The sequence below is a fragment of the Sphingomonas antarctica genome (assembly GCF_965137005.1).
In the GTDB taxonomy this organism is placed as follows: Bacteria; Pseudomonadota; Alphaproteobacteria; order Sphingomonadales; family Sphingomonadaceae; genus Sphingomonas_O; species Sphingomonas_O antarctica.
Genome location: NZ_CBCRXM010000002.1, coordinates 283704 through 306875, shown reverse-complemented (window position 1 = coordinate 306875; position 23172 = coordinate 283704). Strand labels below are relative to the sequence as shown.

At 64.0% G+C, this 23172-nt stretch carries 20 protein-coding genes and 1 tRNA gene; 12 read left to right on the top strand and 9 right to left on the bottom strand.

Features of this window, described 5'->3' with window-relative positions:
* The first annotated feature begins 49 nt into the window (after positions 1-49).
* The 6 genes from ligA to ACM9ME_RS03605 all read left to right on the top strand — a co-directional run bounded on the left by ligA (position 50) and on the right by ACM9ME_RS03605 (position 6002).
* Entirely contained in the window at positions 50-2170 is a 2121-nt protein-coding gene (gene ligA, locus ACM9ME_RS03630) for an NAD-dependent DNA ligase LigA (protein ID WP_415642100.1), read from the top strand.
* Positions 2171-2231: 61 nt separating this feature from the next.
* Positions 2232-4265 carry a M13 family metallopeptidase gene (locus ACM9ME_RS03625; RefSeq protein WP_415642066.1) on the top strand — a complete coding sequence of 678 codons (2034 nt, stop codon included), beginning with the start codon at positions 2232-2234 and terminating at the stop codon, positions 4263-4265.
* A 65-nt stretch (positions 4266-4330) separates the two neighbouring features.
* On the top strand, positions 4331-4858 hold the full coding sequence (locus ACM9ME_RS03620) for a hypothetical protein (protein ID WP_415642065.1): 528 nt from the start codon (positions 4331-4333) through the stop codon (positions 4856-4858).
* 13 nt (positions 4859-4871) lie between these two features.
* A complete protein-coding gene (locus ACM9ME_RS03615) occupies positions 4872-5222 on the top strand; it encodes a hypothetical protein (RefSeq protein WP_415642064.1) in 351 nt (116 codons plus the stop codon).
* 10 nt (positions 5223-5232) lie between these two features.
* Positions 5233-5676 (top strand): hypothetical protein, encoded by a 444-nt coding sequence (locus ACM9ME_RS03610; protein WP_415642063.1) that lies wholly within the window; start codon positions 5233-5235, stop codon positions 5674-5676.
* The gene (locus ACM9ME_RS03605) at positions 5673-6002 is read left to right on the top strand and encodes a hypothetical protein (RefSeq protein ID WP_415642062.1); all 330 of its coding nucleotides are present in this window, start codon (positions 5673-5675) and stop codon (positions 6000-6002) included. The genes ACM9ME_RS03610 and ACM9ME_RS03605 overlap by 4 nt, the downstream gene beginning before the upstream one ends.
* Here ACM9ME_RS03605 and ACM9ME_RS03600 read toward each other — a convergent pair.
* The 3 genes from ACM9ME_RS03600 to ACM9ME_RS03590 all read right to left on the bottom strand — a co-directional run bounded on the left by ACM9ME_RS03600 (position 5999) and on the right by ACM9ME_RS03590 (position 8112).
* Positions 5999-6160 (bottom strand): hypothetical protein, encoded by a 162-nt coding sequence (locus ACM9ME_RS03600; protein ID WP_415642061.1) that lies wholly within the window; start codon positions 6158-6160, stop codon positions 5999-6001. The two genes, ACM9ME_RS03605 and ACM9ME_RS03600, sit on opposite strands and share 4 nt — an antisense overlap.
* A gap of 84 nt (positions 6161-6244) precedes the next feature.
* Positions 6245-7795 carry a spinster family MFS transporter gene (locus ACM9ME_RS03595; protein ID WP_415642060.1) on the bottom strand — a complete coding sequence of 517 codons (1551 nt, stop codon included), beginning with the start codon at positions 7793-7795 and terminating at the stop codon, positions 6245-6247.
* Between the two features lie 240 nt (positions 7796-8035).
* Positions 8036-8112 (bottom strand) — tRNA-Pro (locus ACM9ME_RS03590).
* A 114-nt stretch (positions 8113-8226) separates the two neighbouring features.
* Here ACM9ME_RS03590 and ACM9ME_RS03585 point away from each other — a divergent pair.
* Together ACM9ME_RS03585 and ACM9ME_RS03580 are read left to right on the top strand one after the other, a co-directional pair.
* Positions 8227-8766: a glycoside hydrolase family 108 protein gene (locus tag ACM9ME_RS03585; RefSeq protein ID WP_415642059.1), complete on the top strand. Its 540-nt coding sequence runs from the start codon at positions 8227-8229 to the stop codon at positions 8764-8766.
* Between the two features lie 48 nt (positions 8767-8814).
* On the top strand, positions 8815-9225 hold the full coding sequence (locus ACM9ME_RS03580; protein WP_415642058.1) for a holin family protein: 411 nt from the start codon (positions 8815-8817) through the stop codon (positions 9223-9225).
* Positions 9226-9228: 3 nt separating this feature from the next.
* Here the strand turns inward: ACM9ME_RS03580 and ACM9ME_RS03575 are convergent, their stop codons facing one another.
* Positions 9229-10383 carry an acyl-CoA dehydrogenase family protein gene (locus ACM9ME_RS03575; RefSeq protein ID WP_415642099.1) on the bottom strand — a complete coding sequence of 385 codons (1155 nt, stop codon included), beginning with the start codon at positions 10381-10383 and terminating at the stop codon, positions 9229-9231.
* A gap of 98 nt (positions 10384-10481) precedes the next feature.
* Here ACM9ME_RS03575 and ACM9ME_RS03570 point away from each other — a divergent pair, with 98 nt between their 5' ends.
* Positions 10482-11483 (top strand): fumarylacetoacetate hydrolase family protein, encoded by a 1002-nt coding sequence (locus ACM9ME_RS03570; RefSeq protein ID WP_415642057.1) that lies wholly within the window; start codon positions 10482-10484, stop codon positions 11481-11483.
* Here the strand turns inward: ACM9ME_RS03570 and ACM9ME_RS03565 are convergent.
* From ACM9ME_RS03565 to ACM9ME_RS03550, 4 genes are read right to left on the bottom strand one after another with little or no spacing between them, the layout of a single operon-like run.
* Positions 11480-13327, bottom strand: coding sequence for a DUF885 domain-containing protein (locus tag ACM9ME_RS03565; protein WP_415642056.1), 1848 nt, complete (start codon positions 13325-13327; stop codon positions 11480-11482). The genes ACM9ME_RS03570 and ACM9ME_RS03565 overlap by 4 nt on opposite strands.
* A complete protein-coding gene (locus ACM9ME_RS03560; RefSeq protein ID WP_415642055.1) occupies positions 13324-15414 on the bottom strand; it encodes a prolyl oligopeptidase family serine peptidase in 2091 nt (696 codons plus the stop codon). The genes ACM9ME_RS03565 and ACM9ME_RS03560 overlap by 4 nt, the downstream gene beginning before the upstream one ends.
* 13 nt (positions 15415-15427) lie before the next feature.
* Positions 15428-16699 carry a glycoside hydrolase family 130 protein gene (locus tag ACM9ME_RS03555; protein WP_415642054.1) on the bottom strand — a complete coding sequence of 424 codons (1272 nt, stop codon included), beginning with the start codon at positions 16697-16699 and terminating at the stop codon, positions 15428-15430.
* Positions 16700-16720: 21 nt separating this feature from the next.
* Positions 16721-18826: a glycosyltransferase family 4 protein gene (locus ACM9ME_RS03550; RefSeq protein ID WP_415642053.1), complete on the bottom strand. Its 2106-nt coding sequence runs from the start codon at positions 18824-18826 to the stop codon at positions 16721-16723.
* Positions 18827-19153: 327 nt separating this feature from the next.
* Between ACM9ME_RS03550 and ACM9ME_RS03545 the strand changes: the two genes are divergently transcribed.
* Genes ACM9ME_RS03545 through ACM9ME_RS03535 form a run of 3 tightly spaced genes read left to right on the top strand, consistent with a single transcriptional unit; the run spans position 19154 to position 22724 of the window.
* Positions 19154-20437 (top strand): thiamine pyrophosphate-dependent enzyme, encoded by a 1284-nt coding sequence (locus tag ACM9ME_RS03545; protein ID WP_415642052.1) that lies wholly within the window; start codon positions 19154-19156, stop codon positions 20435-20437.
* 8 nt (positions 20438-20445) lie between these two features.
* Positions 20446-21450 (top strand): alpha-ketoacid dehydrogenase subunit beta, encoded by a 1005-nt coding sequence (locus ACM9ME_RS03540; RefSeq protein WP_415642098.1) that lies wholly within the window; start codon positions 20446-20448, stop codon positions 21448-21450.
* A complete protein-coding gene (locus ACM9ME_RS03535) occupies positions 21450-22724 on the top strand; it encodes a dihydrolipoamide acetyltransferase family protein (RefSeq protein ID WP_415642051.1) in 1275 nt (424 codons plus the stop codon). The genes ACM9ME_RS03540 and ACM9ME_RS03535 overlap by 1 nt, the downstream gene beginning before the upstream one ends.
* On the opposite strand, the gene ACM9ME_RS03530 is transcribed toward ACM9ME_RS03535, so the two are convergent.
* Entirely contained in the window at positions 22710-23129 is a 420-nt protein-coding gene (locus tag ACM9ME_RS03530; protein ID WP_415642050.1) for a TlpA family protein disulfide reductase, read from the bottom strand. The two genes, ACM9ME_RS03535 and ACM9ME_RS03530, sit on opposite strands and share 15 nt — an antisense overlap.
* Positions 23130-23172: the final 43 nt, after the last annotated feature.

Below are 23172 nucleotides of genomic sequence, written 5' to 3'. Positions count from 1 at the left end.
CTCGCCTTAAGACACCGGCGTGACCGAAGCCGAAGCAGCCAATCGCCTGATGCGCCTCGCCAAGGACATCGCGCGGCACAATAAGCTGTATCACGATCAGGATGCGCCCGAGATTTCGGACGCGGAATACGACGCGCTGATGCGCGAGAATGCGGCGCTGGAAGCGGAGTTTCCGCATCTGATTCGTGCGGACTCGCCGTCGAAAACCGTTGGCGCGCCGACCACCTCGCCGCTCGCCAAGGTGGCGCATGCGCGGCCGATGTTCAGCCTGGACAACGCGTTTGCGGACGAGGATGTCGTCGAGTTCGTCGGGCGGGTGCGGCGGTTTCTCAATCTGTCCGAAGACGCCGAAATTCTCCTCACCGCCGAGCCCAAGATCGACGGGTTGTCCTGTTCGTTGCGTTACGAAGACGGCCAACTGGTCCAGGCCCTGACACGTGGCGACGGGGCGGTGGGCGAGGTCGTGACGCCCAATGTCCTTACGATAGGGGATATTCCGCAACGTCTCGTCGCCCCGGCGGAGGCCGGGGCCGTTGGCGATGGAGCGCGACAGTTCGAAGCGGCCCCGGCCTCCGCCGGGGCGACAGGGACGTTTGAAGTCCGCGGCGAAATCTACATGGACAAGGGCGATTTCGCCGCGCTCAACGCCCGGCTGCTCGCCGAGGCCGACGATCCCGCAAAGGCGCGTCAGTTCGCCAATCCGCGCAATGCGGCGGCGGGATCGCTGCGGCAGAAGGATGCGGCTGTCACCGCGTCACGCCCGCTGCGCTTCTTCGCCTGGGGCTGGGGGGAGGCCGACGCGCTGCCCGGCGACACGCAGTCCGAAATCGTCGCCGCGCTGAAAAACTGGGGCTTCCCCGTCGCCCCGCAATTTCAGGCCGCCGCCCCTCTGGACAAGGCGCTCGCCCAATATCGCGCCATCGAGAAACAACGCGCCGATTTGCCGTTCGATATCGATGGCGTGGTCTACAAGGTCGACCGGCTCGACTGGCAGTCGCGGCTGGGCAGCGTCGGACGCGCGCCGCGCTGGGCAATCGCGCACAAATTCCCCGCGGAACGCGCGGAAACGGTGCTGGAGGCGATCGACATTCAGGTTGGGCGCACCGGCAAGCTGACTCCCGTCGGACGCCTCAAACCCGTCACTGTCGGCGGCGTCGTCGTGTCCAACGTCACGCTGCACAATAAGGACGAGATTGCGCGACTGGGTGCCCGCCCGGGCGACCGCGTGCTGATCCAGCGTGCCGGCGACGTGATTCCACAAGTCGTCGAGATCCTGTCCCGCGACGAAGCCCGTCCCGCCTATAAGTTTCCCGACCACTGCCCCGAATGTCAGTCCGAGGCAGTCGCCGAGAAAGGCGAAGTCGATATCCGCTGCACCGGCGGGCTGATCTGTCCGGCACAGCGCATCGAACGGCTGAAGCATTTCGTGTCGCGCGGTGCGCTGGACATCGAGGGGCTGGGCGAAAAGACCATCGTCGAGTTCGTCTCGCTGGGCTGGCTGCATTCACCCGCCGACATCTTCCGCCTCAAGGCGCATCGCAACGAATTGGTGACGCGCGAGGGGTGGAAGGAAAAATCGGTCGATGGTCTGCTCGCGGCGATCGAAGCCAAGCGCGCGCCTGAGGGTCCGCGCTTCCTGTTCGGGCTGGGCATCCGTCACGTCGGCGCGGTGACCGCACGTGACCTGCTCAAAGAGTTTGTGACGCTCGAAGATCTGAGAACTGCTGCAGAGCGAGCGTCGACGACGCCGGGAGGCACTATCTCATTTGATGACATAATGGACGCGGGCGCGCGCTTGGCTGCCATCGACGGCATTGGGCCCGCGGTAGTAACGGCGCTCGGTGCATTCTTTCACGAAGAGCACAACCGCACGGCGTGGGACGATCTGCTGCACGAAGTTTCGCCCCCACCCTACATCGCCGACGTCCGCGCCTCGGCCGTGACCGGCAAGACCGTCGTGTTCACCGGCAGCCTCGAAACGATGAGCCGCGACGAAGCCAAGTCGCAGGCCGAAGCCTTGGGTGCACGCACCGCGGGCTCGGTCAGCGCCAAGACCGACCTTGTCGTGTATGGCCCCGGCGCGGGATCGAAGCTGAAGAAAGCGGCGGAACTGGGCGTCGAGACGATCGACGAAGCCGCCTGGGCCGCGATCGTCGCCGCTGCCGGCTAACCCCTTGTCCCGCCTCGCCGCGCTGCTAATCCTGCCGCCATAATAATTCAGAGGATCGCCGATGACCAAAAGCTTTCGTGCCGCGCTGCTGATTGGCGCGCTGACCCTTCCCGCTGCGCTGTCGGCGCAATCTGCCGCACCGACCAAGCCGCAACTCGGCACCTGGGGCGTCGATCTGACCGGACGCGATATCGCCGAAAAGCCGGGCGACGATTTCTGGGATTACGCCAACGGTGCCTGGGCCAAAACCGCCGTGATCCCCGCCGATCAGACGGTGACCGGATCGTTTCAGGATCTGGCACTGCTCAGTGAGCGGCAGGTGCGCGACATCGTCGGCGGGCTGGGCGCCCCGGCGGCGGGCACCAAGGAAGCCAAGATCGCGGATTTGTGGGCCAGCTGGATGGACACGGCGACGATCGAGCAGCGCGGCACTGCGGTGCTCAAACCCTATCTCGATCCCGTCGCGGCGGTGAAGGACCGTGCCGGCCTTATCGCGCTGTTCGCGACGCCATCTTATACTGCGCCCGCAGGCGTGGGCGTCGCCGCCGATCCCGATGATCCGACGCGTTACACCGTCGGTGTGGCGCAGGGCGGATTGGGCCTGCCGAACCGCGATTATTATCTGCGCGCCGACGGCAAGTTCCCGGCCTTCCGTGCCGCCTATCGCACTTATGTCAGCACGATGCTGGGCCTCGCCGGGTTCAGCACGCCCGACGCGCGCGCCGACCGTGTGATCGCGCTGGAGACCCAGATCGCCAATGCCCACTGGACACCGGAGCGCAGCCGCGACGTGACGCAGTCGGTCAATCGTCTGACCATCCCCGAACTTCAGGCGCTGGCCCCGCAATATGATTGGGCGCGCTACATTGCCGCGCGTGGTCTGGGTACGCCGGCGCGCATCGTGGTGCGTCAGCCGAGCGAACTGACCGACACCAGCAAATTGCTCGACAGCGTGCCGCTGTCGACTTGGAAGGATTATCTCGCCTTCCACTTCATCCGCACGCACGCGACGCAATTGCCCAAGGCGTTCGACGACGCCAATTTCAATTTCTATTCGGTCACGCTGCGCGATGTGAAGGAACAGCGCGAACGCTGGAAACGCGGCGTCGCGGTCGTCAATGCGCAGCTGCCCGAAGCCGTTGGCGAAGTCTATGTCGCCAAATACTTCCCGCCCGCCAGCAAGGCGCAGATGGATGAATTGATCAGCAACATCCGCGCGTCGCTCAAGGACCGGATCGCACAGAACAACTGGATGGACCCCGCCACGCGCGCACAGGCCGATGCCAAGCTCGCCGCCTTTACCCCGCAGATCGGCTATCCCGACAAATGGATCGATTATTCGACCTATGTCGTGAAGCGCGACGATTTGCTGGGCAATACCGTGCGCGGCGAGCGCTTTACCTGGAACCTGCAGCTGCAGCGTTTCCCCAAGCCGGTCGACAAGTCATTGTGGTTCATGTCGCCGCAGACGGTGAACGCCTATTACAACCCACCGAACAATTCGATCACCTTCCCCGCGGCGATTCTCCAGCCGCCATTTTTTGATCCGAATGCCGATCCCGCGGTCAATTACGGCGCGATCGGCGCGGTCATCGGCCATGAAATCGGCCACGGGTTCGACGATCAGGGCCGGCGCTTTAATGGCCTCGGCCAATTGAAGGATTGGTGGAGCGAGGACGCCGCCGCAAAATATGGCCAGCGTACCACGATGCTCGGCGCACAATATGACGCGATCGAGCCGATCCCCGGTATCCACATCAACGGCAAGCTGACCATGGGTGAGAATATCGGCGATCTGTCGGGCGTCGAAACCGCCTATGGCGCGTGGCGCAAATATGTCGCCGCGCATGGCGAACCGCCGGTGATCGACGGACTGACCGGCGATCAGCGCTTTTTCCTCGGTTATGCGCAGGTGTGGCGCGGGATGCGGCGTGAGGGCGCGGTGCGCGAACAATTGCTGACCGATCCGCACAGCCCCGAAAAGGCGCGCGTCAACGCCGTCGTTCGGAATATTGACGCCTGGTATAAGGCATTTAGCGTGAAGCCGGGCGAAGCTTTGTACCTCGCGCCCGAACAGCGCGTCCACATTTGGTAACCGTATGGCGGCAATCCCCGCCGCTGATTTGTGATTAACGCCCCCATGCGCTTAAGCTTGAGCGCATGGGGGATCCGGACTTCGACCGACTCAGCGATTATCAGCGCGATTGTCTGCGCCGGACGTTCCGGCACCAGACGTCGAAGGAGATTGCGCGCGACCTCGGCAAGTCCAAATACGCGATCGACCAGGCGATCGAGCGCGCCGTCCGCACGCTGGGTGTAACGTCGCGAATCGATGCCGCGCGCGCCCTCGCCGCGCATGAAAGCACATCCGACCGGATCACAGGTGACCCTGTCCATCTGGCGGCGACACCCCTGCCCGCGGCAACACTGCCCGTGGCGGCCGACCATGTCGGTGGCCCGGTTGCTGAAGCGGCGGTCGACCTTCGCGGTCAACCTTCCGTCAACCGGTCCACTCCATTCCGGCTTCCGCTGAGGCGACACGGGGAAGACGGCAACGATTTAAGCATCGGGACCAGACTGGTCTGGTTGATCATCCTCCCGCTGGCGATGGCAATCGCCTTCGGGATGCTGGCCAACGGACTGAAACTGGTCAGCGATGTGGTGTCGGCGATCGTCTCTCCCAAATAGGGCAGGGATTTCAATGATCGAAGCGAAGATGGATGCGGCGCTGAGCGTCGCGCAGATGTTGCAGCGCATGGAAGCGGCCATGGACGCGGCGGTTACCGCTGGCGCCGAACTGGCGGCGGCTTTGCCCCGCGCACGCGTTTCGGCGAGCCTGCCCGCACAGACGGGACAGCATGCGCTCAGCCATGTCGGCCAAGCCGTAGCGGCGGTCATCGCGGCGCGCGGGCACACTGTTTCGGCGCATCGCGCGCTCGATGCGGTCCGCGAAGGCATCGGCCTGCCGGTCATCTCGTTCGGCGACGAAGACCCCAAAATTCCGCCGAAACAAGCAGCTTTGGAACAACAGCCCGAGCGTATGACTGTCTGACGACGCGACCATGACCAACGTCATCATCTTCAACATCGTTCTGCTATCCGCTTGCGGCTTCGCGCTCGTCAGGGGCGCGGCGCCGGAGCGGACGGTGGCGGTGATGATGCTGCTCGCCGCACTGGCCGGGTTCGCAACGCAAAACCTTGGTCGGCGCTATGAGCATGTCGAACTCAGCGTGACGCTGATCGACCTGGCTTTGCTGGTCGGGTTGATCGCGGTCGCCCTACGCGCCAACCGCTTTTGGCCGATGTGGCTGGCGTCGCTGCACATCGTCGCGGTCGCGTTCCAAGGGGTGCGCGCCTATATTCACGACCTACCGGGCTGGAGTTACCAGCGCGCGGTGTCGCTGATCGCCTATCCCATGCTGCTGATCCTGATCGTCGGCTGCCAGCGGCATTTTCAGCGCGCGCAGAGGCGTGGGTCGGAACCGAGCTGGTCACCACTCATATGATCCACGAGCGTATCCTCGGGCGCAACGATCGGCCCAACGAAGCCGCGGTCGAACGCGCGCTGCGTGAGATCCGCCTCAACCGACAACGCGCGACGGCGTTCGGTCCAGAATTGTTCGGCGATCCGGTGTGGAATTTGCTCCTCGAACTGTTCGTCCATCGCGCCGCCGGGCTCGATGCCGACGAAGATATGATCAGCGCACGGACCACGCCGCGTTACATTGCGCTGATGGAAACGCGGGGCATGATCCGGCGCGGACGGCGTTCGGATTCGCTGACGCTGACCGACAAGACCTTCGACGCCATGGAGGCATTGCTCGCCGCTTAGTTGGCGGCAGCGCGCGCCCGGCTGCGCGTCTCGATCAATTCGTTGATGATGTGCAGCGCATGGTCGAGCATCGCGGCGGGCACGTCGGCCTCCGCACGGTCGAGCGCGGCGATCGCGCTTTTGGTGAGGTCTGCGGCGTCCTGCAAATTATCTGTCATCGGGGCGATGCGATTGCCGGTCGTGACGCCGGTGAAAAGAGCGTGGAGGCTATAAGACGCAAATCGGATGCAATAATGATGCCATTATACCGGCTCCCCCGCCGCCCGGGCGCGCTCGATGAGGGTGACCTCCGCCATGGGCAGCCGCCGCCACGCGAACAGCAAACAGCCAAGCGACAGCGGCGCCACGATCAGCAATGTCAGAATGCCCGTTCGCAAATCGCCCGTCGCGCGCGACACGAAACCCGTCATGTATGGCCCCAGTGCGAGGCCCACGAGCGTCGTCGCGATGAAGAACGTTGCCGTCGCCGTCCCGCGCATCCGCGGCAGGACCAGATCCTGCGTCGTCGCCCCCGCCGGCCCGAGCGCCGCCGAAGCCGAGCCGCTCATCACGAAACTGACGAGGTAAAATGCCAGCGGGCTCGGCGTCGAATAGGCGTAAATCAGCATCGGGATCGGCAACAGGCAACCGATCATGATCACCGGAATACGCCCCCATTTGGTATTCGCCTTCAGCCAGTCGGCCAGCCGCCCGCCCGCGACGATGCCGATGAAGCCGCCCGCCGCCGCGCCGCCGCCAAGGAACAGGCCGACGGTCGTCTTGTCCTGATGCAGCACCGTCTCCGCATACAGCGCACCGAACGCCGCCACGCCGTACGACACATAGGAGATCAGCCCGTAGCCCAGCGCGGTGGCGAGGAAGGCGGGCGTGCCCCAAATGAGCGCAAAGGTCGCCGGATCGCGCTGCCGCAGCGTGCTCGCCCAGGAAAATACGGCATAAGCCCCTCCGCCGACCGCCAGCCATTGGTACAAGTCCCCGGTCGCGTGAACCAGGAACCACACGATCACGCACATCGCGACGAATGCAGCCAAATTGATCGCCAGCGCCACCGGTCCGCGCCGTGCCGCACCGATAAGCGTCAACGGCGGGATGATCGCCACCAGCTCCGCGCCGAAATCCTTGAATGGGGTCGAGGATACCGGCGTCACCAGCCCCTCCGCCGCGCCTCGCTTCGGCTCGCGCAACGTCGCAACGAGCAATGCGAGGATCAGGCCCGGGATGCCCACCGCCATGAATGCTGCTTGCCATCCGACCAGGCCCCAATGCCCCGCCGGGTAAGCGGCGTTCCATCTGTCGACGATCGCCCCGCCGATGAACAACGACATGCCGCCACCGACGAAAATGCCCGATGAATAGATTGCCAGCGCGAACGCGCGGCGGTTCTTTGGGAAATAGTCCGACAGCAATGAATAGGCGCATGGGCTCGCGGTCGCCTCGCCGATCCCCACGCCGATGCGCGCAGCGGTGAGCTGTGCGCCATTCCGCGCCAGCCCCGAAAACGCGGTCATCGCCGACCAGATGGCGAGGCCCACCGTGATCAGCCGCACCCGGTTCCAATTGTCCGCCAGTCGCCCGAGCGGAATGCCGAACAGGGAGTAAAACACCCCGAATGCAGTGCCGAACAGAAACCCGATATCGGCATCGTCCAAGCCCAGATCGCGCTTCACGTCCTTGGCCAATATGCTGAGAATCTGCCGGTCGACGAAGTTGAGGACATACACCGCGAACAGCACGATCAGCACGTACCAGGCATAGGCGCCGCCCGCGCGGGGGGCCGTCTCGTCGGTGGTCATGCGCTCTCCCTCGCGTCGTGCGGCGAGCGTAGCAGAGGGGGGCAAGGGGGCAAGCGTGGGGGGTTTGCCGCCGCCTGTGTCAACAAGCACCCGTCACCCCGGACTTGATCCGGGGTGCAGCTTCTTCTTCTTCTAACAAGAGCGCCGCGGCAAAGCCGCGTCGTCAGACCAAGCTACGCTTGGCTGGCCGCGCTTGCGCGTCTCGACTGCAACTTCGTTGCAGGCGTGCGCGCTGCGTGTTGGTCGGGACGACAGGATTCGAACCTGCGACCCCCACACCCCCAGTGTGATGCGCTACCAGGCTGCGCTACGTCCCGACCGAACGCGGGCCACTAGGGGAGCGGGGCTTTCGGCGCAAGTTGGCGCAAAGAAAGTGCTTCCAAAATAGGAAATGTTCTAGGAATGTTCCTTCCGACTCGGAAGGAACCGCGATGACCATCGACCAGCTTATCGACGACGTGATCGGCCGTGAGGGCGGCTATTCGGACCATCCCGCCGATCGCGGTGGCCCAACCAAATGGGGCATTAGCGAAGCCATCGCCCGTGCCGCGGGCTGGACCGGGGCGATGCGCGATCTGCCGCGCGACTTTGCCGTGGCGGTCTATCGACGCAGCTATTGGTCCCGGCCCGGAATCGACCGGGTGCAGCCGCTCGCCCCGCTGATCGCCGCCGAATTGTTCGACACCGGCGTCAATATGGGGCCGGCGGTGGCGATCGGATTCCTTCAGCGCGCGCTGAACGCGCTCAATCGCGGCGGTCGCGACTTTGCGGACTTGCCACCCGCCACGCATATCGATGACGCCACGCTCGCCGCGCTGACCGCTTTCCTCGAATTGCGCGCCCCGCATGGCGAAACCGTGCTGCTCAAGGCGCTCGAGGCGCTGCAGGGCGAGCGCTACCTTCACCTCGCCGAGCGCCGCCCGGCCAACGAGGCCTTTCTCTATGGCTGGCTCGCCAACCGGTTGAGCTGAGCAACGCGTTTCAGGGCTAAAGTTAGACTAAAGTTTCAGGAGATTTCGATGCCAATTCTCGACAATCTGATCAGCCCGATTGCCGGGCTGATCGACAAGATCATCCCCGATCCCAAGGCCCGCGACGCGGCCAAACTCGAACTGCTCAAACTCGAAGGGTCGCAGGAGCTCGACACCGTCCGTACACAACTTACCGCCATCGTCGCGGAGGCCAACAGCACTGATCCGTGGACCAGCCGCGCGCGCCCGTCCTTCCTCTATGTGATGTACGCGATCATCTTGTGGGCGATCCCGATGGGCCTGATCGGCGCCGCCCAACCGGGCACGGCCAAGGCCATTGGTGACGCGATGAACATGTATCTGCGCGGCATTCCGGACAGTTTGTGGACGCTGTTTGGGACGGGATATCTTGGCTACACCGCGGCGCGCACGATCACCGCTGTGAAGGCGGCGAAGTGACCGTTAGAGCTTCCGCCCGATCAACTCTTTCATGATCTCGTTGGTGCCGCCAAAAATCCGCGTCACGCGCGCGGCGCGCCACATGCGGGCGATGGGGTATTCATTCATATACCCCGCGCCACCATGCAGCTGGAGGCACTTGTCGACCGTCTCCCATTGCAATTCGGTGTGCCACAATTTGGCCGCCGCGCCTTCCTCGGGCGTCAGTTGTTTGGCCAGCAACCGCGTCAGTGCCCAGTCGAGATGCGCCCAACCGACCTGCAGCTTCGACTTCAGGTCGGCGAGCGTGAAGCGCGTGTTCTGGAAATCGATCACCGGCTTGCCGAATGCCTTGCGGTCGCGGCAGAATTCGACGGTCATGTCATAGGCCTTCTGCGCCGACGTCTGCGCCGAAACCGCGATCGACAGGCGTTCCTGCGGCAGTTCGGACATCAGATAGATAAAGCCCTTGCCCTCTTCGCCCAGGCAATTGGTGATCGGCACGCGCACGTCTTCGAAGAACAGCTCCGACGTGTCGGCCTCGTCCATGCCGATCTTGTCGAGCTTGCGCCCGCGCTTGAACCCTTCGCGGTCGGCTTCGACCAGGACGATCGAAACGCCCTTATAGGCCGGCTGAACCTCGGTGTCGGTCTTGACGCAGACCAGCACCAGATCGGCATTCTGGCCGTTGGTGATGTACGTCTTGCTGCCGTTGATGACGTAATGGTTGCCGTCCTTCTTGGCGGTGGTGCGAATGCCCTGCAGGTCCGAACCGGTGCCTGGTTCGGTCATGGCGATGGCGGTGATGACCTCGCCGGCGACCATCTTGGGCAGCCATTCGCGCTTCTGCTCTTCGGAGCCGTAGCTGATGATGTAGTTCACGACGATGTCGGAGTGGAGCGAGAAGCCGGTCGCCGCGCCGCCATAATAGCTGCCCTCTTCATCGACGATGGCATTGTAGCCGAAGTCGAGACCCAGCCCGCCATATTCTTCGGGAACCGTCGGGCACAGCAGACCGAGTTCGCCCGCCTTGGGCCAGATCGACTTGGGAACGATGCCGTCCTCCTGCCATTTGGCGGCGTTGGGGGCGATTTCCTCCTGCATGAAGCGGCGGACGGTCTGGCGAAACGCCTCGTGATCCTCGGAATAGGCCGAGCGGGCAAGATTATCGAGCGACATGAAATCCTCTCCTTTGCGGAGGGTCATGCGGCGCGGTTTACGTTCGCGTCAAGTGCCATGGTTTGCCGCGCGGCAAAGGCTCGCCTAAGCCATCCCTCATGAAACTCGCCTCACTCAAATCGGGCCGTGACGGCCGCCTTGTCGTCGTGTCGGACGATCTCGCTTATTATGCCGACGCCGCGCACATCGCCCCGACGCTGCAGGCGGCGCTCGACGATTGGGACCGGGTGGCGCCCAGCCTCCAAGCGCTGGCCATCGACGTCCGCAACGACGCGATCCCGCTTGAGCGCTTTCACGAACACGCCGCCGCCGCCCCGTTGCCGCGTGCTTATCAATGGGCCGACGGTTCGGCCTATGTGAACCACGTTCAGCTGGTCCGTCAGGCGCGCGGCGCGGAAATGCCCGACAGTTTCTGGCACGACCCCTTGGTCTATCAGGGCGGCAGCGACGGCTTCCTCGGCGCGCGCGATGCCATACCGTTGGCGGACGAAGCTTGGGGCTGCGATTGCGAGGCGGAGGTCGTGGTCGTGACCGGTGACGTACCGCAAGGCGCGAGCCGCGAGGAAGCCCTCGCGGCTGTCCGCCTGGTCGGGCTGACCAACGACGTGTCGCTCCGCAACCTGATCCCCGGCGAACTCGCCAAGGGGTTCGGCTTCTTCCAGTCGAAACCCGCCAGCGCGATGTCGCCGGTGTTTGTCACCCCCGACGCGCTCGGCGACCGCTGGCGCGACGGCAAGCTGCATGGGTGCCTGACCGTCGATCTCAACGGTCAGGCGTTCGGTCGCGCCGATGCGGGCGTCGATATGACCTTCGATTTCGGCACGCTGATCGCGCATCTCGCAAAGACGCGCAGCCTTGGCGCCGGGACGATCGTCGGCTCTGGCACGGTGTCGAACCGCGACAGCGATGGCGGCCCCGGCAAGCCGATCAGCGAAGGTGGCCTGGGCTACAGCTGCATCGCCGAGGTCCGCACGGTCGAAACGATCCTGCGCGGCAAAGCAGAAACGCCGTTCCTCAAATCGGGCGACACCGTCCGCATCACGATGGACGACGAACGTCACCACCCGATTTTTGGCGTGATCGAACAGACCGTCGCTTAACCCCGGCCCCGCATCCAGCTATCGACCACGCCATCAAGCAAGGCCAATGGCACGCCGCCGGTCTTGATCAGCGCGTCGTCGAAGCTCGCCAGATCGAACCGCGCCCCCAATCTTGCGCGGGCCTTGTCGCGCAGCGCGACGATGGCGTTGTGGCCCATCTTATACCCGCACGCCTGCCCCGGCGACGCGCAATAACGGTCGATCTCGCTGGTCATCGCGTCGCGGCCCTTGCCGGTCTGTTGAACCAGGAAGTCCACCGCCTTGTCACGGCTCCACCCAAAGGCGTGCAGCCCGGTGTCGGCGACCAGACGGCACGCGCGGAACTGCTGCGCCTGGAGATAACCGACGCGACCGAGCGGGTCATTGGCGTACAGCCCCATCTCGTCCATCAACTGTTCGGAATAGAGCGCCCAGCCTTCGACAAAGGCATTGTTGCCGATCATCGACGACACGATAGGTGTATCCCCGCCATTCTCCGCCAGATACGCGAACTGCCAGCTATGCCCGGGAATCGCCTCATGCGCCGACAGCGTCGCCAGCTGGTATTTAGGCCAGAGCGACGTCGATTTGAGGTTCACATAATAAATCGCCGGGCGCGACCCGTCGAGTGCGGCGGGCTGCATGTAACCCAAAGCCGCACCGTCCTGAATGTCGGGCGGCACGCGCTTCACATCGACCGGTGCGCGGAGTTTCAGGTGACTGACGCGCGGGGTTAGCGCGCGCGTCGCGGCGATCTTGCCCTTGATGTACGCTATGACCTGAGCGCGACCGGCATCGTCATTGCTGAACAATTGATCCGGGCGGCTGTTGAGCGCGACGACGCGTTCGCCGACGGATCCGCGCGTCATCCCCTGGCTTTGCAGGATCGCGTCGATGCGCGCCTTGATCTCGTCATTCTGACGCAGCCCGGTCTGGTGGACTTCGCTCGCGCTCGCACTCGTCGTCGTGCCGCAACGCAGCGCCCAGGCATAAAATGCTTCGCCGTCGGGCAGACGCTGCGCACCCGCCACATCGGTCGAATTGCGTGTCGCGCGCGTGAAAGCGATGATCTGGCGATCCAGCGCGGGATAGACGAGTTGATTGACCGCCGCCGTCGCACGTCCCTGCCAGTCACCCGCGATGCCCGCCGCCGCCGCACGCTTGGCGAGCGACTGGACCATCGGCTGATCCGACGCCGCGACTTTGCGATAGTCCTGCAACTGACCGAGCGCGTTCCGGGCAATGAAGCTCGGCGGCGTCACGCCCGCAGTAGCATCCGCCGTGAACCGAGCGCTTTCGCTATCGAGCAACCGTGCAAAGGCGGCGATACGCGCCAGATAGGCCTCGGCGTCGGCACGCGTCTTCACCGGATGCTGTGAATTGAGAAATTCGGGAATCGACGTCACCGCGCCGTCCTGCTGGCTGACGACATAGGGCGCGGGGCCGTTGAGCAAGCCCTTCGACCCGTCATTTCCGTACGCAAAACGCCGACCGATCTGCGCGCTCTCCGCCGCGTAATCGAGCGTGCCGACCTGTGCCGCCTCGATGGCGCTCAACCGCGTCTTGTCGAGCCGCCCGATGCGCGCGCGAATGCCGTCGATTTCGCTGACCCAGCGCGGGTCGATTCCCGGATCGGCGGCGTCGAGCCTGGCCCGCAGATCGGCATTCCGCCCGGTGTCGAGGCCAAGGCTCGTCGCATATTGCGGGTTCAGCCGCAGCAATTCCTGCCCCGCCTGATCGAGCACGATGCGCGCCGCGGTCTTCGCTGGCTTGACCGCCGCCCGGCGACGAACGGCAGCCGCGGCCGGAGTGGCCAATGCCGTGGCCATGGCGATCCCGCCCAAGGCTTCGCGACGTGTCGTCATTGCGCACTCTCCATCAACTGACGTTTGAAATAGACCATCTGCAGCGCGTTGGTCCGCGCGGTCTGCTTGAGGTTGGCACCCGATCCGTGACCGCCCTCGGTGTTCTCATAATAGAGATAGGGCAGGCCCAGTTCCTTCATCCGCGCCGCGAATTTGCGCGCATGGCCGGGACCGACACGGTCGTCCTTGGTGGTAGTGAAGATGTACGGCATGGGCAATTTCGATGTCGCATTGAGCTGCTGGTATGGCGACACCTTGTCCCAGAAAGCGCGGACCGCCGGATCGGCGGCGACATCGCCATATTCGCCCTGCCACGACGCCCCGGCCGCGATCTTCGAGATGCGGATCATGTCGAGCAGCGGCACATTGATGTTGACCGCCGACCAAAGGTCCGGGCGCTGGGTCAGCTCGACGCCCATCAGCAAGCCGCCATTCGAGCCGCCGGTAATGCCGAGGCGCGGCTTCGAGGTGAAACCGCGCTTGACCAGATCTTCGCCGACGGCCGCGAAGTCATCATAGGCGCGCTGGCGATTGATGTTGAGCGCGGCTTCGTGCCACGCGGGACCGAATTCCCCGCCGCCGCGGATGTTGGCGAGGACATAGGCGCCGCCGCGCTCGAGCCACAGCTTGCCCGTAATGCCGCGATAGCTCGGCGTGTTCGACACTTCGAAGCCGCCATAAGCGTCGAGGATCGTCGGCCAGCCACCTTTTGGCGCCGGACCCGCACGGTGAACGATGAAATAGGGCACGCGAGTGCCGTCTTTAGATATCGCCTCAAACTGCTCGCTGACCAGCCCCGACGCATCGAACCGTGCGGGCGAAACCTTCAGCGACGTCGCCGTGCCCGCGGCCGCATCGGCCTGGAAGATCGTCGACGGCAACAGAAAGCTGGTCGCGTTGAGGTAAGCCACGTCGCTCGTCCGATCGGTCGAGACCAGGTAAGTCGCGGCATTGTCGGGCAGCGGCAGACGCGTGCCGGTCCAGCCGGTGCCGCTGCGGCCGAACGCCATGATCCGCCCGCGGACGTTGTCGTTGATCGTCGCCAGCACGCGGCTCTTGGTCAGATCGACGCTGTCGGAATCCACCGACTGGCGCGCATTGGGCGCGAAGATCAACGTCGGAACAGGTTTGCCGCCCATCGCCGCCTTGGCATCGAACGACACCAGCGATCCGGCCTTGATCGGCGTGCCCGCCCAATCCTCATTGGTCAGCAAAACGATCTGGCCATCGAGCATCCCAAAGATGTGCACCTTCTTCGGCATATCGAGACGCACGATGCCACGCGGCGTCAGGATCGATTGCTCGTTGTTGAAGAAATCCACGTCGCGTCCGAACAGCACAGCCTTGTTGCCCGTCGCATCGACCAGCACGCGCGCACCCGCGCCGACATCGTCCTCCGTCCCGCGAAACACTTCGACTGCGGCAGTGAGCGGTTGACCGCGCTTGAGGCGTTTGACGACGAAGGGATAACCGGACTTCGTCATCGTACCGGGACCCCAGTCCCGTGTGACCAGCAGCGTATCCGCGTCTTCCCAGGCATTGCCCTGCTTCGATTTAGGCAGAACGAAACCCTCCGGCACGAACTGCCCGGTGGTCAGGTCGAACTCGCGTTGGGTGGTCGCATCCTCGCCGCCGTCGGACAGGCTCAGCAAGCAGCGCTGTTCCTTGATCGGCTCGCACTGCGCCCCCTTCCACACCCAATTCGCCTTCTCAGCCGTGCTGAGCGCATCGAGATCGAGCACGGTCTGCCAGGCGATGACCGGCTGCGCGTAACCGGCGACGCTGGTGGTTCGCCAGATGCCGCGCACATGCCCCGCATCCTGCCAGAAATTGGTCACCTGCCCGCCGACCAGACTCGGCGCGGGCACACGGTCGGTCGCCTCGGCGATGTTCAGCGCATCGTCGAACAGCGATTGATAGCCGGGATCTTTCTCAAGAATGGCAAGGGTGCGAGCATTTTCGGCCTCGACCCACGCCAAGGCCTTGGGCGCATAGGGGTCTTCCAACCAGATATACGGATCGTCCACCCTGGCTCCGCCAATTCCGCCCGCTGCTGCCGCCAGCGCGAGTGCCGCCATCATCGCCATTCAGACCGCTCCATTACATCGATTCAAGTAGTCCCTTGATCGGCACGAAGGCGAATGCAACGCTCGAATCGGCAACGCCATAGGGCATGAACAGATCGTCGCCGACACGGATTGCGCCGCAGGTGTAGACGACGTTGGGAACATACCCCTCGCGGTCCTCGTCCGCCGCCGAGATGATCGGCTCGAACGTCCGGCCGAGCACTTTCGACGGATCGTTCTTGTCGAGCAACGCCGCGCCGATCGAATATTTGCGCATCGCGCCAACGCCGTGGGTCAGCAGCAACCAACCCTCGTCGAGTTCGATCGGCGGACCGCAATTGCCCATCTGGACCAGTTCCCACGGGAAACGCGGGCCGAGGATGCGGATGCCCTCATCGTCCCAATGCCCGAGCTCATCCGACTGGAGCAGGTACAGATTCTCGCCGTCCTGCCGGCCGATCATCATATATTTGCCGTTCACCATGCGCGGGAACAACGCCATGCCCTTGTTGCGGGCGGCGCGACCCTGCATCGGTATCAGGTCGAACTTGTGGAAATCCTTGGTCCGCAACATTTCGGACTGAATCTCGCGCCCCGAATAAGCGGTGTAGGTGCCCAGCCACTCGCCTTCGCCATCGTCATGAGTGAAATGCGTAATGCGCAAATCCTCGAGACCGTTGCGCTGTGCCGCCGTGACGGGGAACAACACGGTGCCCGACAAGGTGCTGTCGTCGTTGCGACGGATGGTGACCGCCCCTTCGAAATCCTCCGCCAGATGTCCGTGCGAATTGGCGGCGGTGGCAAAGGGCGGTTGCGGCATGAGCTGGATTTCACGCTCGCTGACAATACCTTCGCGAAACGCGACCGAAGAGATGTGACCCTCGCCTACCGCCCGCAGCGACATGACGAAGCGCATGCTGCCTGGCGCCAGACCGGTCTGGTCGGGGTGCTTCGTCACGCTGGGGTTCATCAGCGCAGCGGCGGCATAACTATATTCGTGACACAGATAGGCGCCGATCAGCAGGCGCTTTTCCTCGCGCACGCTTTCGGTATCGATACCCATATCCGTCGCGACCTGCGCAAAGCGGTGGAGAAAGACCTTCTGCGTCTGCCAGTGGCGCATCCCGAAATCGCGCTGGACGATCGACAGCTCGGCGCGCGCGGTGCGCATGTCCATGGCACGGACGGCGTCGAAGATACGCTTGGTTCGGTCCTGCTCGGGCGTGCGCGGCAGGTGAAACGGTCGAACCACAACGCGCGAGGGATCGGCGCGGAGCTTCAGCGGCGGCTGGTAAATCTTGAGCATCCCCACCGTGGTGGCGGATTGTTACGCAGCCGCCAAGTGCAAAGCGCGGTTTTCGCGCGGCATGATTGCCGCCATGGCTTGCGCCGCGAGTTGGAACGACAGGATCGATTCCGCACCACGATTGCGATTGACGCAAGTCGGATGAAGGCCGTCAAAGCATTCGCCCGTCGCCGGATCGCCCAGCGGGACGCCGACGTCATTGTCGCCAAGATACCAGCGCCACGCCGACAGCGCGCGGTCGCGCCACTTCGCATCGTTGGTCACCGACAAGGCGGCGGCGCAAGCGTCGATCGTCGCCCAGGCCTCAAGCGGCTGCTGGTCGAACGGCAACGGCTCGGCATATTCGCGACCGAAGCTTTCATGTCCGACTGGACGGAAATGACCGCGTTCGGACGTCTGCTTTTCGGCAATCCAGTCGAGCGTCGCGAGGCCGGTCTGCACCCAGTCCTTTCGGTCGAGCACGCGTCCCGCTGCGATCAGCGCTTCGGGCAGGCGGCAATTGTCATACGCCAGCACGATTTCGAACCATGCCCAATCGGGCCGTCGTTCCGCTGCAACCAGCGAGGCCAGTTCGCCCGCAAACCGCTCGAGCAACTGACGCGTGAAACGATGCTCGCTTTTGGCCAGCACGGCCGCGCCACCCAGGATGATGAAGGCGCGCGCGTGGATCGACTCGATCTTCGCCGCGGTTGGCAAGGCTTGCTCGTACAGCCCCATCGCCCATTCGCGCAGGCTGGCATCATCGCTTTCCGCCGCCGTTACGCCCAGCGCCCACATGGTACGACCGACACTGTCATCCGAACCGCGATCCTCGAGCCAGCGGCGATCGAACGCCATGAAGTTGCGGAACGTCGCGAGCGCCGGGTTCCACGCGCCGTCGATGAACCCGGAATAGGTTGCGAGCCATTTGGCCCGCTTTTCCGGCTCGACGCCCGTGGCGCGCACGGCCCAGATCAGCGCACGCGCATTGTCATCGATGCAATAGCCATGCGCCCGGTCGGGCACGCCGAGCCGCGAATGCTGGAACATGCCGGTATCGTCGGTCATCCGCGTGATCGCCGCCGTGCCGATCGTCCGCATGATCGGGCTCGACACCTTTGGCGCTGCGATCTTCGGCCCCGCCAGACCGGAGAAGGCCGCGAGCGATGCTTCGGCCAGCCGCGGCCAGATCATCGTGCGGCCCAGCGCATAGGTCCGCGCCGCAAGCGTCGCCATCCGCGCCGGATCGCTGAGCAATCCCGAGATTATGTCGGCGAATGCCGCGCTGTCACCGAACGGCACGAGCTCGCCAACTCCATCGGCGAGCAATTCACGCGCATGAACATAGGGCGTCGAGACGACCACCTTGCCCAGCCCGACGGCATAAGCCAGCGTGCCCGACGTCACCTGCGCCGGGTTGAGATACGGCGTCACGTAAATATCGGCAGCTGCGATATAATCGAGCAATTCGTCGGTTTCGACGAATGCGTCGATGAAGCGGACATTGTCCGACACGCCCAGCTTTTCGGTCTGCGCAATCAGGCGGTCGCGATATGCTTCGCCTTCGTGCGCGACGAGATTGGGGTGCGTCGCGCCGAGCACCACGTACAATGCATCGGGCTGGGCCGCGACGATCGTCGGCATTGCCGCGATCATCGTGTCGATGCCTTTGCCCGGCGACAACAGACCAAACGTCAAAATGACCGGGCGGTTACCGAAACCGAACCGCGCCTTCATCGTCGCCGTCTCGCCGAACGAACGGTCGGGAATGCCATGCGGGATCACCGCGACCTGATCCGGGCGCGCGCCGTAATGCGAAATCAGCAGGTCGCGGCCGAGCGTGCTCATGACGATCAGGCGCGCCGACCGCGCAACCAGACGCTCCATGACGCGCCGTTGATCGGGGTCGGGATCGGACAACACCGTGTGGACGTGTGTCGCCAGCGGCAAATCGGTCTGGTCGAGCAGATAAAGGATGTGCTCGCCCGCCGAACCACCGAAGATGCCGTATTCGTGCTGCAGCCATATCATGTCCACGCCCGACGCCGTGATGGCCTGCGCGGCAATCGAATAGCTGACGCGATCGTCCTGATCGATCGTGCCGACGACCTCTGCCGGATAATCGTAACCATCGGGCCGATCGTTCATCGCCCAAATGTCGATCTCGATGTCAGGAAAACGATTGCGAAAGGCAGTGAAGATGTCGGTCGTGAATGTTGCGATGCCACAACGACGCGGCAGAGCGTTTCCGATCAAGGCGATTCGACGGGGTGTCGATTGATCCTTATCAAGAACCCCCGAAAACTGACCAGAAACTGCCATACTCATCAACAACGACCTTTCGCCTCAATGAACGAAGGACTCGTAAATCCGTTCCTGCATGCTGCGCCGCACCATGGGCCTTTGCAAGTGGCAAATGGCGGTGGCTGGAACTCCGCAGCGGTCCGGTCCATTGGGCTATCCGTGGAGAGAGATTTGAACGCCGATTCGCCGCGCCCCAATCTGGCGCCCCTGACACTGCATGTTCCGGAGCCGCGTTATCGCCCGGGTGACGAGGCCGATTTCTCGGACATCGGCGTGCTCCCGGCGGGACAGACCCCGCGTCCCGACAGCGCCGCACCCGCCGCCGAGATGCGCGACATGGTCTATGGCCTCGTGCGCGTGCTCGATGACGATGCACGCGCGATCGGCCCATGGGATCCGCGCCTGTCGCCCGACACGCTGCGCAAGATGCTGCGCTCGATGGCGCTGACCCGCGCGTTCGACGCCCGCATGTTCCGCGCCCAGCGTCAGGGCAAGACCAGTTTCTACATGAAGTCGACGGGCGAAGAGGCGGTCAGCGTCGGTGCGACATTCGCCCTGCAGCGCGACGATATGTGCTTCCCGAGCTATCGTCAGCAGGGCATTTTGATCGCGCGCGACTGGTCCCTGGTCGATATGATGAACCAGATTTATTCGAACAAGGGCGACCGGCTGAAGGGGCGCCAGCTGCCGATCATGTATTCGACGATCGAGGGCGCGTTCTTTTCGATCAGCGGCAATCTGGCCACGCAATATCCGCAGGCCGTGGGCTGGGCGATGGCCTCGGCCGCCAAGGGCGACACGCGCATCGCCGCGACCTGGTGCGGCGAAGGGTCGACCGCCGAGGGCGATTTTCACTCCGCGTGCATGTTCGCCACGGTCTATCGCGCGCCGGTCATCATGAACATCGTCAACAATCAGTGGGCGATCAGTTCGTTCGCGGGCTTTGCGGGCGGCGAGGCGACGACCTTTGCCGCACGCGCTGCGGGCTATGGCATCGCCGGCCTGCGCGTCGATGGCAACGATCCGCTGGCGGTCTACGCCGCCACCGCCTGGGCTGCCGAGCGCGCGAGGACCAATCACGGGCCGACGCTGATCGAGCATTTCACCTATCGCGCCGAAGGACATTCGACCTCCGACGACCCGAGTGCGTACCGCTCCGCCGACGAAGCGACCAAATGGCCGCTCGGCGATCCGATCGCGCGCCTTCGCGACCACCTCATCGGTCTCGGTGAATGGTCGCTCGAGCAGCATGACGCGCAGGACCAGGAACTCGCCGAGACCGTAAAGGCCGCGCAGAAGGAGGCCGAGAAAAACGGCATTCTTGGGCACGGCATGCACCAGAGCTTCGACACGATGTTCGAGGACGTGTTCGAGGAACTGCCCTGGCATCTGGTCGAACAACGCGACCAGATGCGCGCCGAACGCGCCGCCTCCGGCATTCGGGAAGGCGCATAATGGCCACGATGAACATGATCGAGGCGATCAATTCCGCCATGGATGTCGCGCTGTCCGCAGACCCCAACGTCACGGTCCTTGGCGAGGATATCGGCTTTTTCGGTGGCGTATTCCGCGCGACGGCCGGCCTCCAGAAAAAGCATGGCAAGACGCGCGTATTCGATACGCCGATCAACGAATGCGGTATCATCGGCGTCGCGGTGGGTATGGCCGCGTACGGCCTGCGCCCGATCCCCGAAATCCAGTTCGCCGATTATATCTATCCCGGCCTCGACCAGCTGGTCAGCGAAGCAGCGCGACTGCGCTATCGTTCGGCGGGCGAATTCCCGATGCCGATCACCGTCCGCACGCCATTCGGCGGCGGCATCTTCGGCGGTCAGACCCACAGCCAGTCGCCCGAGGCGATGTTCACGCACATTTGCGGCATCAAGACGGTGATCCCGTCGAACCCCTATGACGCCAAGGGGCTGCTGCTGGCGGCGATCGCGGACAACGACCCGGTCGTTTTCTTCGAGCCCAAGCGCATTTATAACGGGCCGTTCGACGGCCATTACGACCGCCCGGTGTCACCCTGGTCCAAGTTCGCGCAATCGGAGGTGCCCGAGGGACATTACACCGTGCCTCTCGGCAAAGCCGCGGTGGTCCGCGAAGGCAGCGATCTGACGATCCTGACCTATGGTACGATGGTCCATGTCGCTCTCGCCACGGTCGAGGAAAAGGGCGTGGACGCCGAAGTCGTCGATCTCCGGACGCTCCTCCCGCTCGACATCGAAACGATCGAAGCGAGTGTGAAGAAAACCGGCCGATGCATGGTGCTCCATGAAGCCACGCGCACTTCGGGGTTTGGTGCCGAACTGGCGGCGTTGGTGCAGGAGCGTTGCTTCTATCATCTCGAAGCGCCGGTCGAACGCTGCACCGGCTTCGACACCCCCTACCCGCACAGCCTCGAATGGGCCTATTTCCCCGGTCCGTTCCGTATCGGCACCGCAATCGACAAGGTGATGAAGAGCTAATGGCCCGTTTTTCTTTCCGTTTGCCCGACATCGGCGAAGGCATCGCCGAAGCCGAGATCGTCGCGTGGCATGTCAAGATCGGTGATCGGATCGAGGAAGACGCCAACCTCGCCGACATGATGACCGACAAGGCGACGGTCGAAATGGAATCGCCGGTCACTGGCGTGGTCGTCGAACTGGCGGGCGAAGTCGGTGACATGATTCCGATCGGCTCCACCCTCGCGGTGATCGAGGTCGAGGGTGAAGTCGAGGAAGAGCCTGCACCGGCTGCTACAGTTGTTGAAAAAGCAGAAGTTGCCGAGCAGATCGATGCCGAGACACCCGATGCGGCGACCGTCGAAAAGGTTGAGGCCACCGATCCTGAACCAGCGCCCGCGCCTACGCCAAAGGCGGAGCCCGCGACCGCTGCACCATCTAAACACGTCCTCGCCTCACCCGCCGTGCGTGATCGGGCGAAATCGCTCGCCATCGACCTCGGCTCGGTCAAGGCGTCGGAAGACGGCCGCGTTCGCCATGCCGATCTCGACGCATTCCTGCGCTATTCGGGCGGCCAGGGCTATTCGCCCGCGCGTGCCACGCCCGCCGATGAGGACGTCAAGGTCATCGGCATGCGCCGCCGCATCGCCGAAAACATGGCCGCGTCGAAGCGCGCGATTCCGCACTTCACTTATGTCGAGGAAATCGAGGTCACGAAGCTCGAAGAGCTGCGCGCCGATCTCAACGCCAATCGCGGCAACCGTCCCAAGCTGACGATGCTGCCGCTGCTGATCGTCGCGATCTGCCGCACCATTCCTGAGTTCCCAATGATCAACGCGCGCTATGACGATGAGGGCGGGGTCGTGCATCGTTCGGGCGCGGTGCATCTGGGCATGGCGACGCAGACCGATGCGGGGCTCATGGTCCCGGTCATCCGCGACGCGGAGAGCCTGAACGTGTGGCAGTTGGCGAGCGAGATCACGCGCCTCGCCGACGCCGCGCGCAGCGGGAAGGCCAAATCCGAGGAAATGTCGGGCGGCACGCTGACGATCACCTCGCTCGGCCCGCTCGGCGGCATTGCGACCACGCCAGTGATCAACCGTCCCGAAGTCGCGATCATCGGTCCGAACAAGATCGTCGAACGCCCGGTTTTCGACGGCGACGACATCCGCCGTGCCAAGCTGATGAACCTGTCGATCAGCTGCGACCACCGCGTCGTCGACGGTTGGGACGCGGCGAGCTTCGTTCAGGCGCTCAAGAAACTGGTCGAGACGCCGGTCCTGCTATTTGCGGATTGAGGCGCAGGCGGTGACGAGGGCCGCGGCGCGTAACGCATCCAGGCCGCCGCTGTGCATCGCGCACCGCACCCCGCGCGCATCGACGATCGCCGCGGCCGGTAATGCCGGCGGAATCCTGAGCGCGGCAAGGTAATCCCACCCGCCGCCATCGGGCACCCGAATTTTACGGCGGTCGACCGCAGCCGGGAGCGCGCGCCAGTTGCTCAACGGCACCACGACGACCGGCAGCGGTGCGACCGCGCGTTCGATCTCGGGCAAAGCCAGCATCTCTGCCCGGCACGGCGCGCACCAGTCCGCCCAGAACAACACCAGTGCGGGACGCGGCATCGCGGCGGCATCGCCACGTCCGTCGGTTGCCTGTCCGGCAATTGCTGCCGCAGCGGCAAAAGCGAGGAGCATTTTCACGCGGATTCGCTCGCTTGACTCGCGTCCGATGTCCAGCCGAAAC

What these genes read in the sequence shown, in the direction of transcription:
- ligA (WP_415642100.1), top strand. Translation starts at nt 50, where the DNA reads ATGCGCCTCGCCAAGGACATCGCGCGGCACAATAAGCTGTATCACGAT.
- ACM9ME_RS03625 (WP_415642066.1), top strand. Translation starts at nt 2,232, where the DNA reads ATGACCAAAAGCTTTCGTGCCGCGCTGCTGATTGGCGCGCTGACCCTT.
- ACM9ME_RS03620 (WP_415642065.1), top strand. Translation starts at nt 4,331, where the DNA reads ATGGGGGATCCGGACTTCGACCGACTCAGCGATTATCAGCGCGATTGT.
- ACM9ME_RS03615 (WP_415642064.1), top strand. Translation starts at nt 4,872, where the DNA reads ATGATCGAAGCGAAGATGGATGCGGCGCTGAGCGTCGCGCAGATGTTG.
- ACM9ME_RS03610 (WP_415642063.1), top strand. Translation starts at nt 5,233, where the DNA reads ATGACCAACGTCATCATCTTCAACATCGTTCTGCTATCCGCTTGCGGC.
- ACM9ME_RS03605 (WP_415642062.1), top strand. Translation starts at nt 5,673, where the DNA reads ATGATCCACGAGCGTATCCTCGGGCGCAACGATCGGCCCAACGAAGCC.
- ACM9ME_RS03600 (WP_415642061.1), bottom strand. Translation starts at nt 6,160, where the DNA reads ATGACAGATAATTTGCAGGACGCCGCAGACCTCACCAAAAGCGCGATC.
- ACM9ME_RS03595 (WP_415642060.1), bottom strand. Translation starts at nt 7,795, where the DNA reads ATGACCACCGACGAGACGGCCCCCCGCGCGGGCGGCGCCTATGCCTGG.
- ACM9ME_RS03585 (WP_415642059.1), top strand. Translation starts at nt 8,227, where the DNA reads ATGACCATCGACCAGCTTATCGACGACGTGATCGGCCGTGAGGGCGGC.
- ACM9ME_RS03580 (WP_415642058.1), top strand. Translation starts at nt 8,815, where the DNA reads ATGCCAATTCTCGACAATCTGATCAGCCCGATTGCCGGGCTGATCGAC.
- ACM9ME_RS03575 (WP_415642099.1), bottom strand. Translation starts at nt 10,383, where the DNA reads ATGTCGCTCGATAATCTTGCCCGCTCGGCCTATTCCGAGGATCACGAG.
- ACM9ME_RS03570 (WP_415642057.1), top strand. Translation starts at nt 10,482, where the DNA reads ATGAAACTCGCCTCACTCAAATCGGGCCGTGACGGCCGCCTTGTCGTC.
- ACM9ME_RS03565 (WP_415642056.1), bottom strand. Translation starts at nt 13,327, where the DNA reads ATGACGACACGTCGCGAAGCCTTGGGCGGGATCGCCATGGCCACGGCA.
- ACM9ME_RS03560 (WP_415642055.1), bottom strand. Translation starts at nt 15,414, where the DNA reads ATGGCGATGATGGCGGCACTCGCGCTGGCGGCAGCAGCGGGCGGAATT.
- ACM9ME_RS03555 (WP_415642054.1), bottom strand. Translation starts at nt 16,699, where the DNA reads ATGCTCAAGATTTACCAGCCGCCGCTGAAGCTCCGCGCCGATCCCTCG.
- ACM9ME_RS03550 (WP_415642053.1), bottom strand. Translation starts at nt 18,826, where the DNA reads ATGAACGATCGGCCCGATGGTTACGATTATCCGGCAGAGGTCGTCGGC.
- ACM9ME_RS03540 (WP_415642098.1), top strand. Translation starts at nt 20,446, where the DNA reads ATGAACATGATCGAGGCGATCAATTCCGCCATGGATGTCGCGCTGTCC.
- ACM9ME_RS03535 (WP_415642051.1), top strand. Translation starts at nt 21,450, where the DNA reads ATGGCCCGTTTTTCTTTCCGTTTGCCCGACATCGGCGAAGGCATCGCC.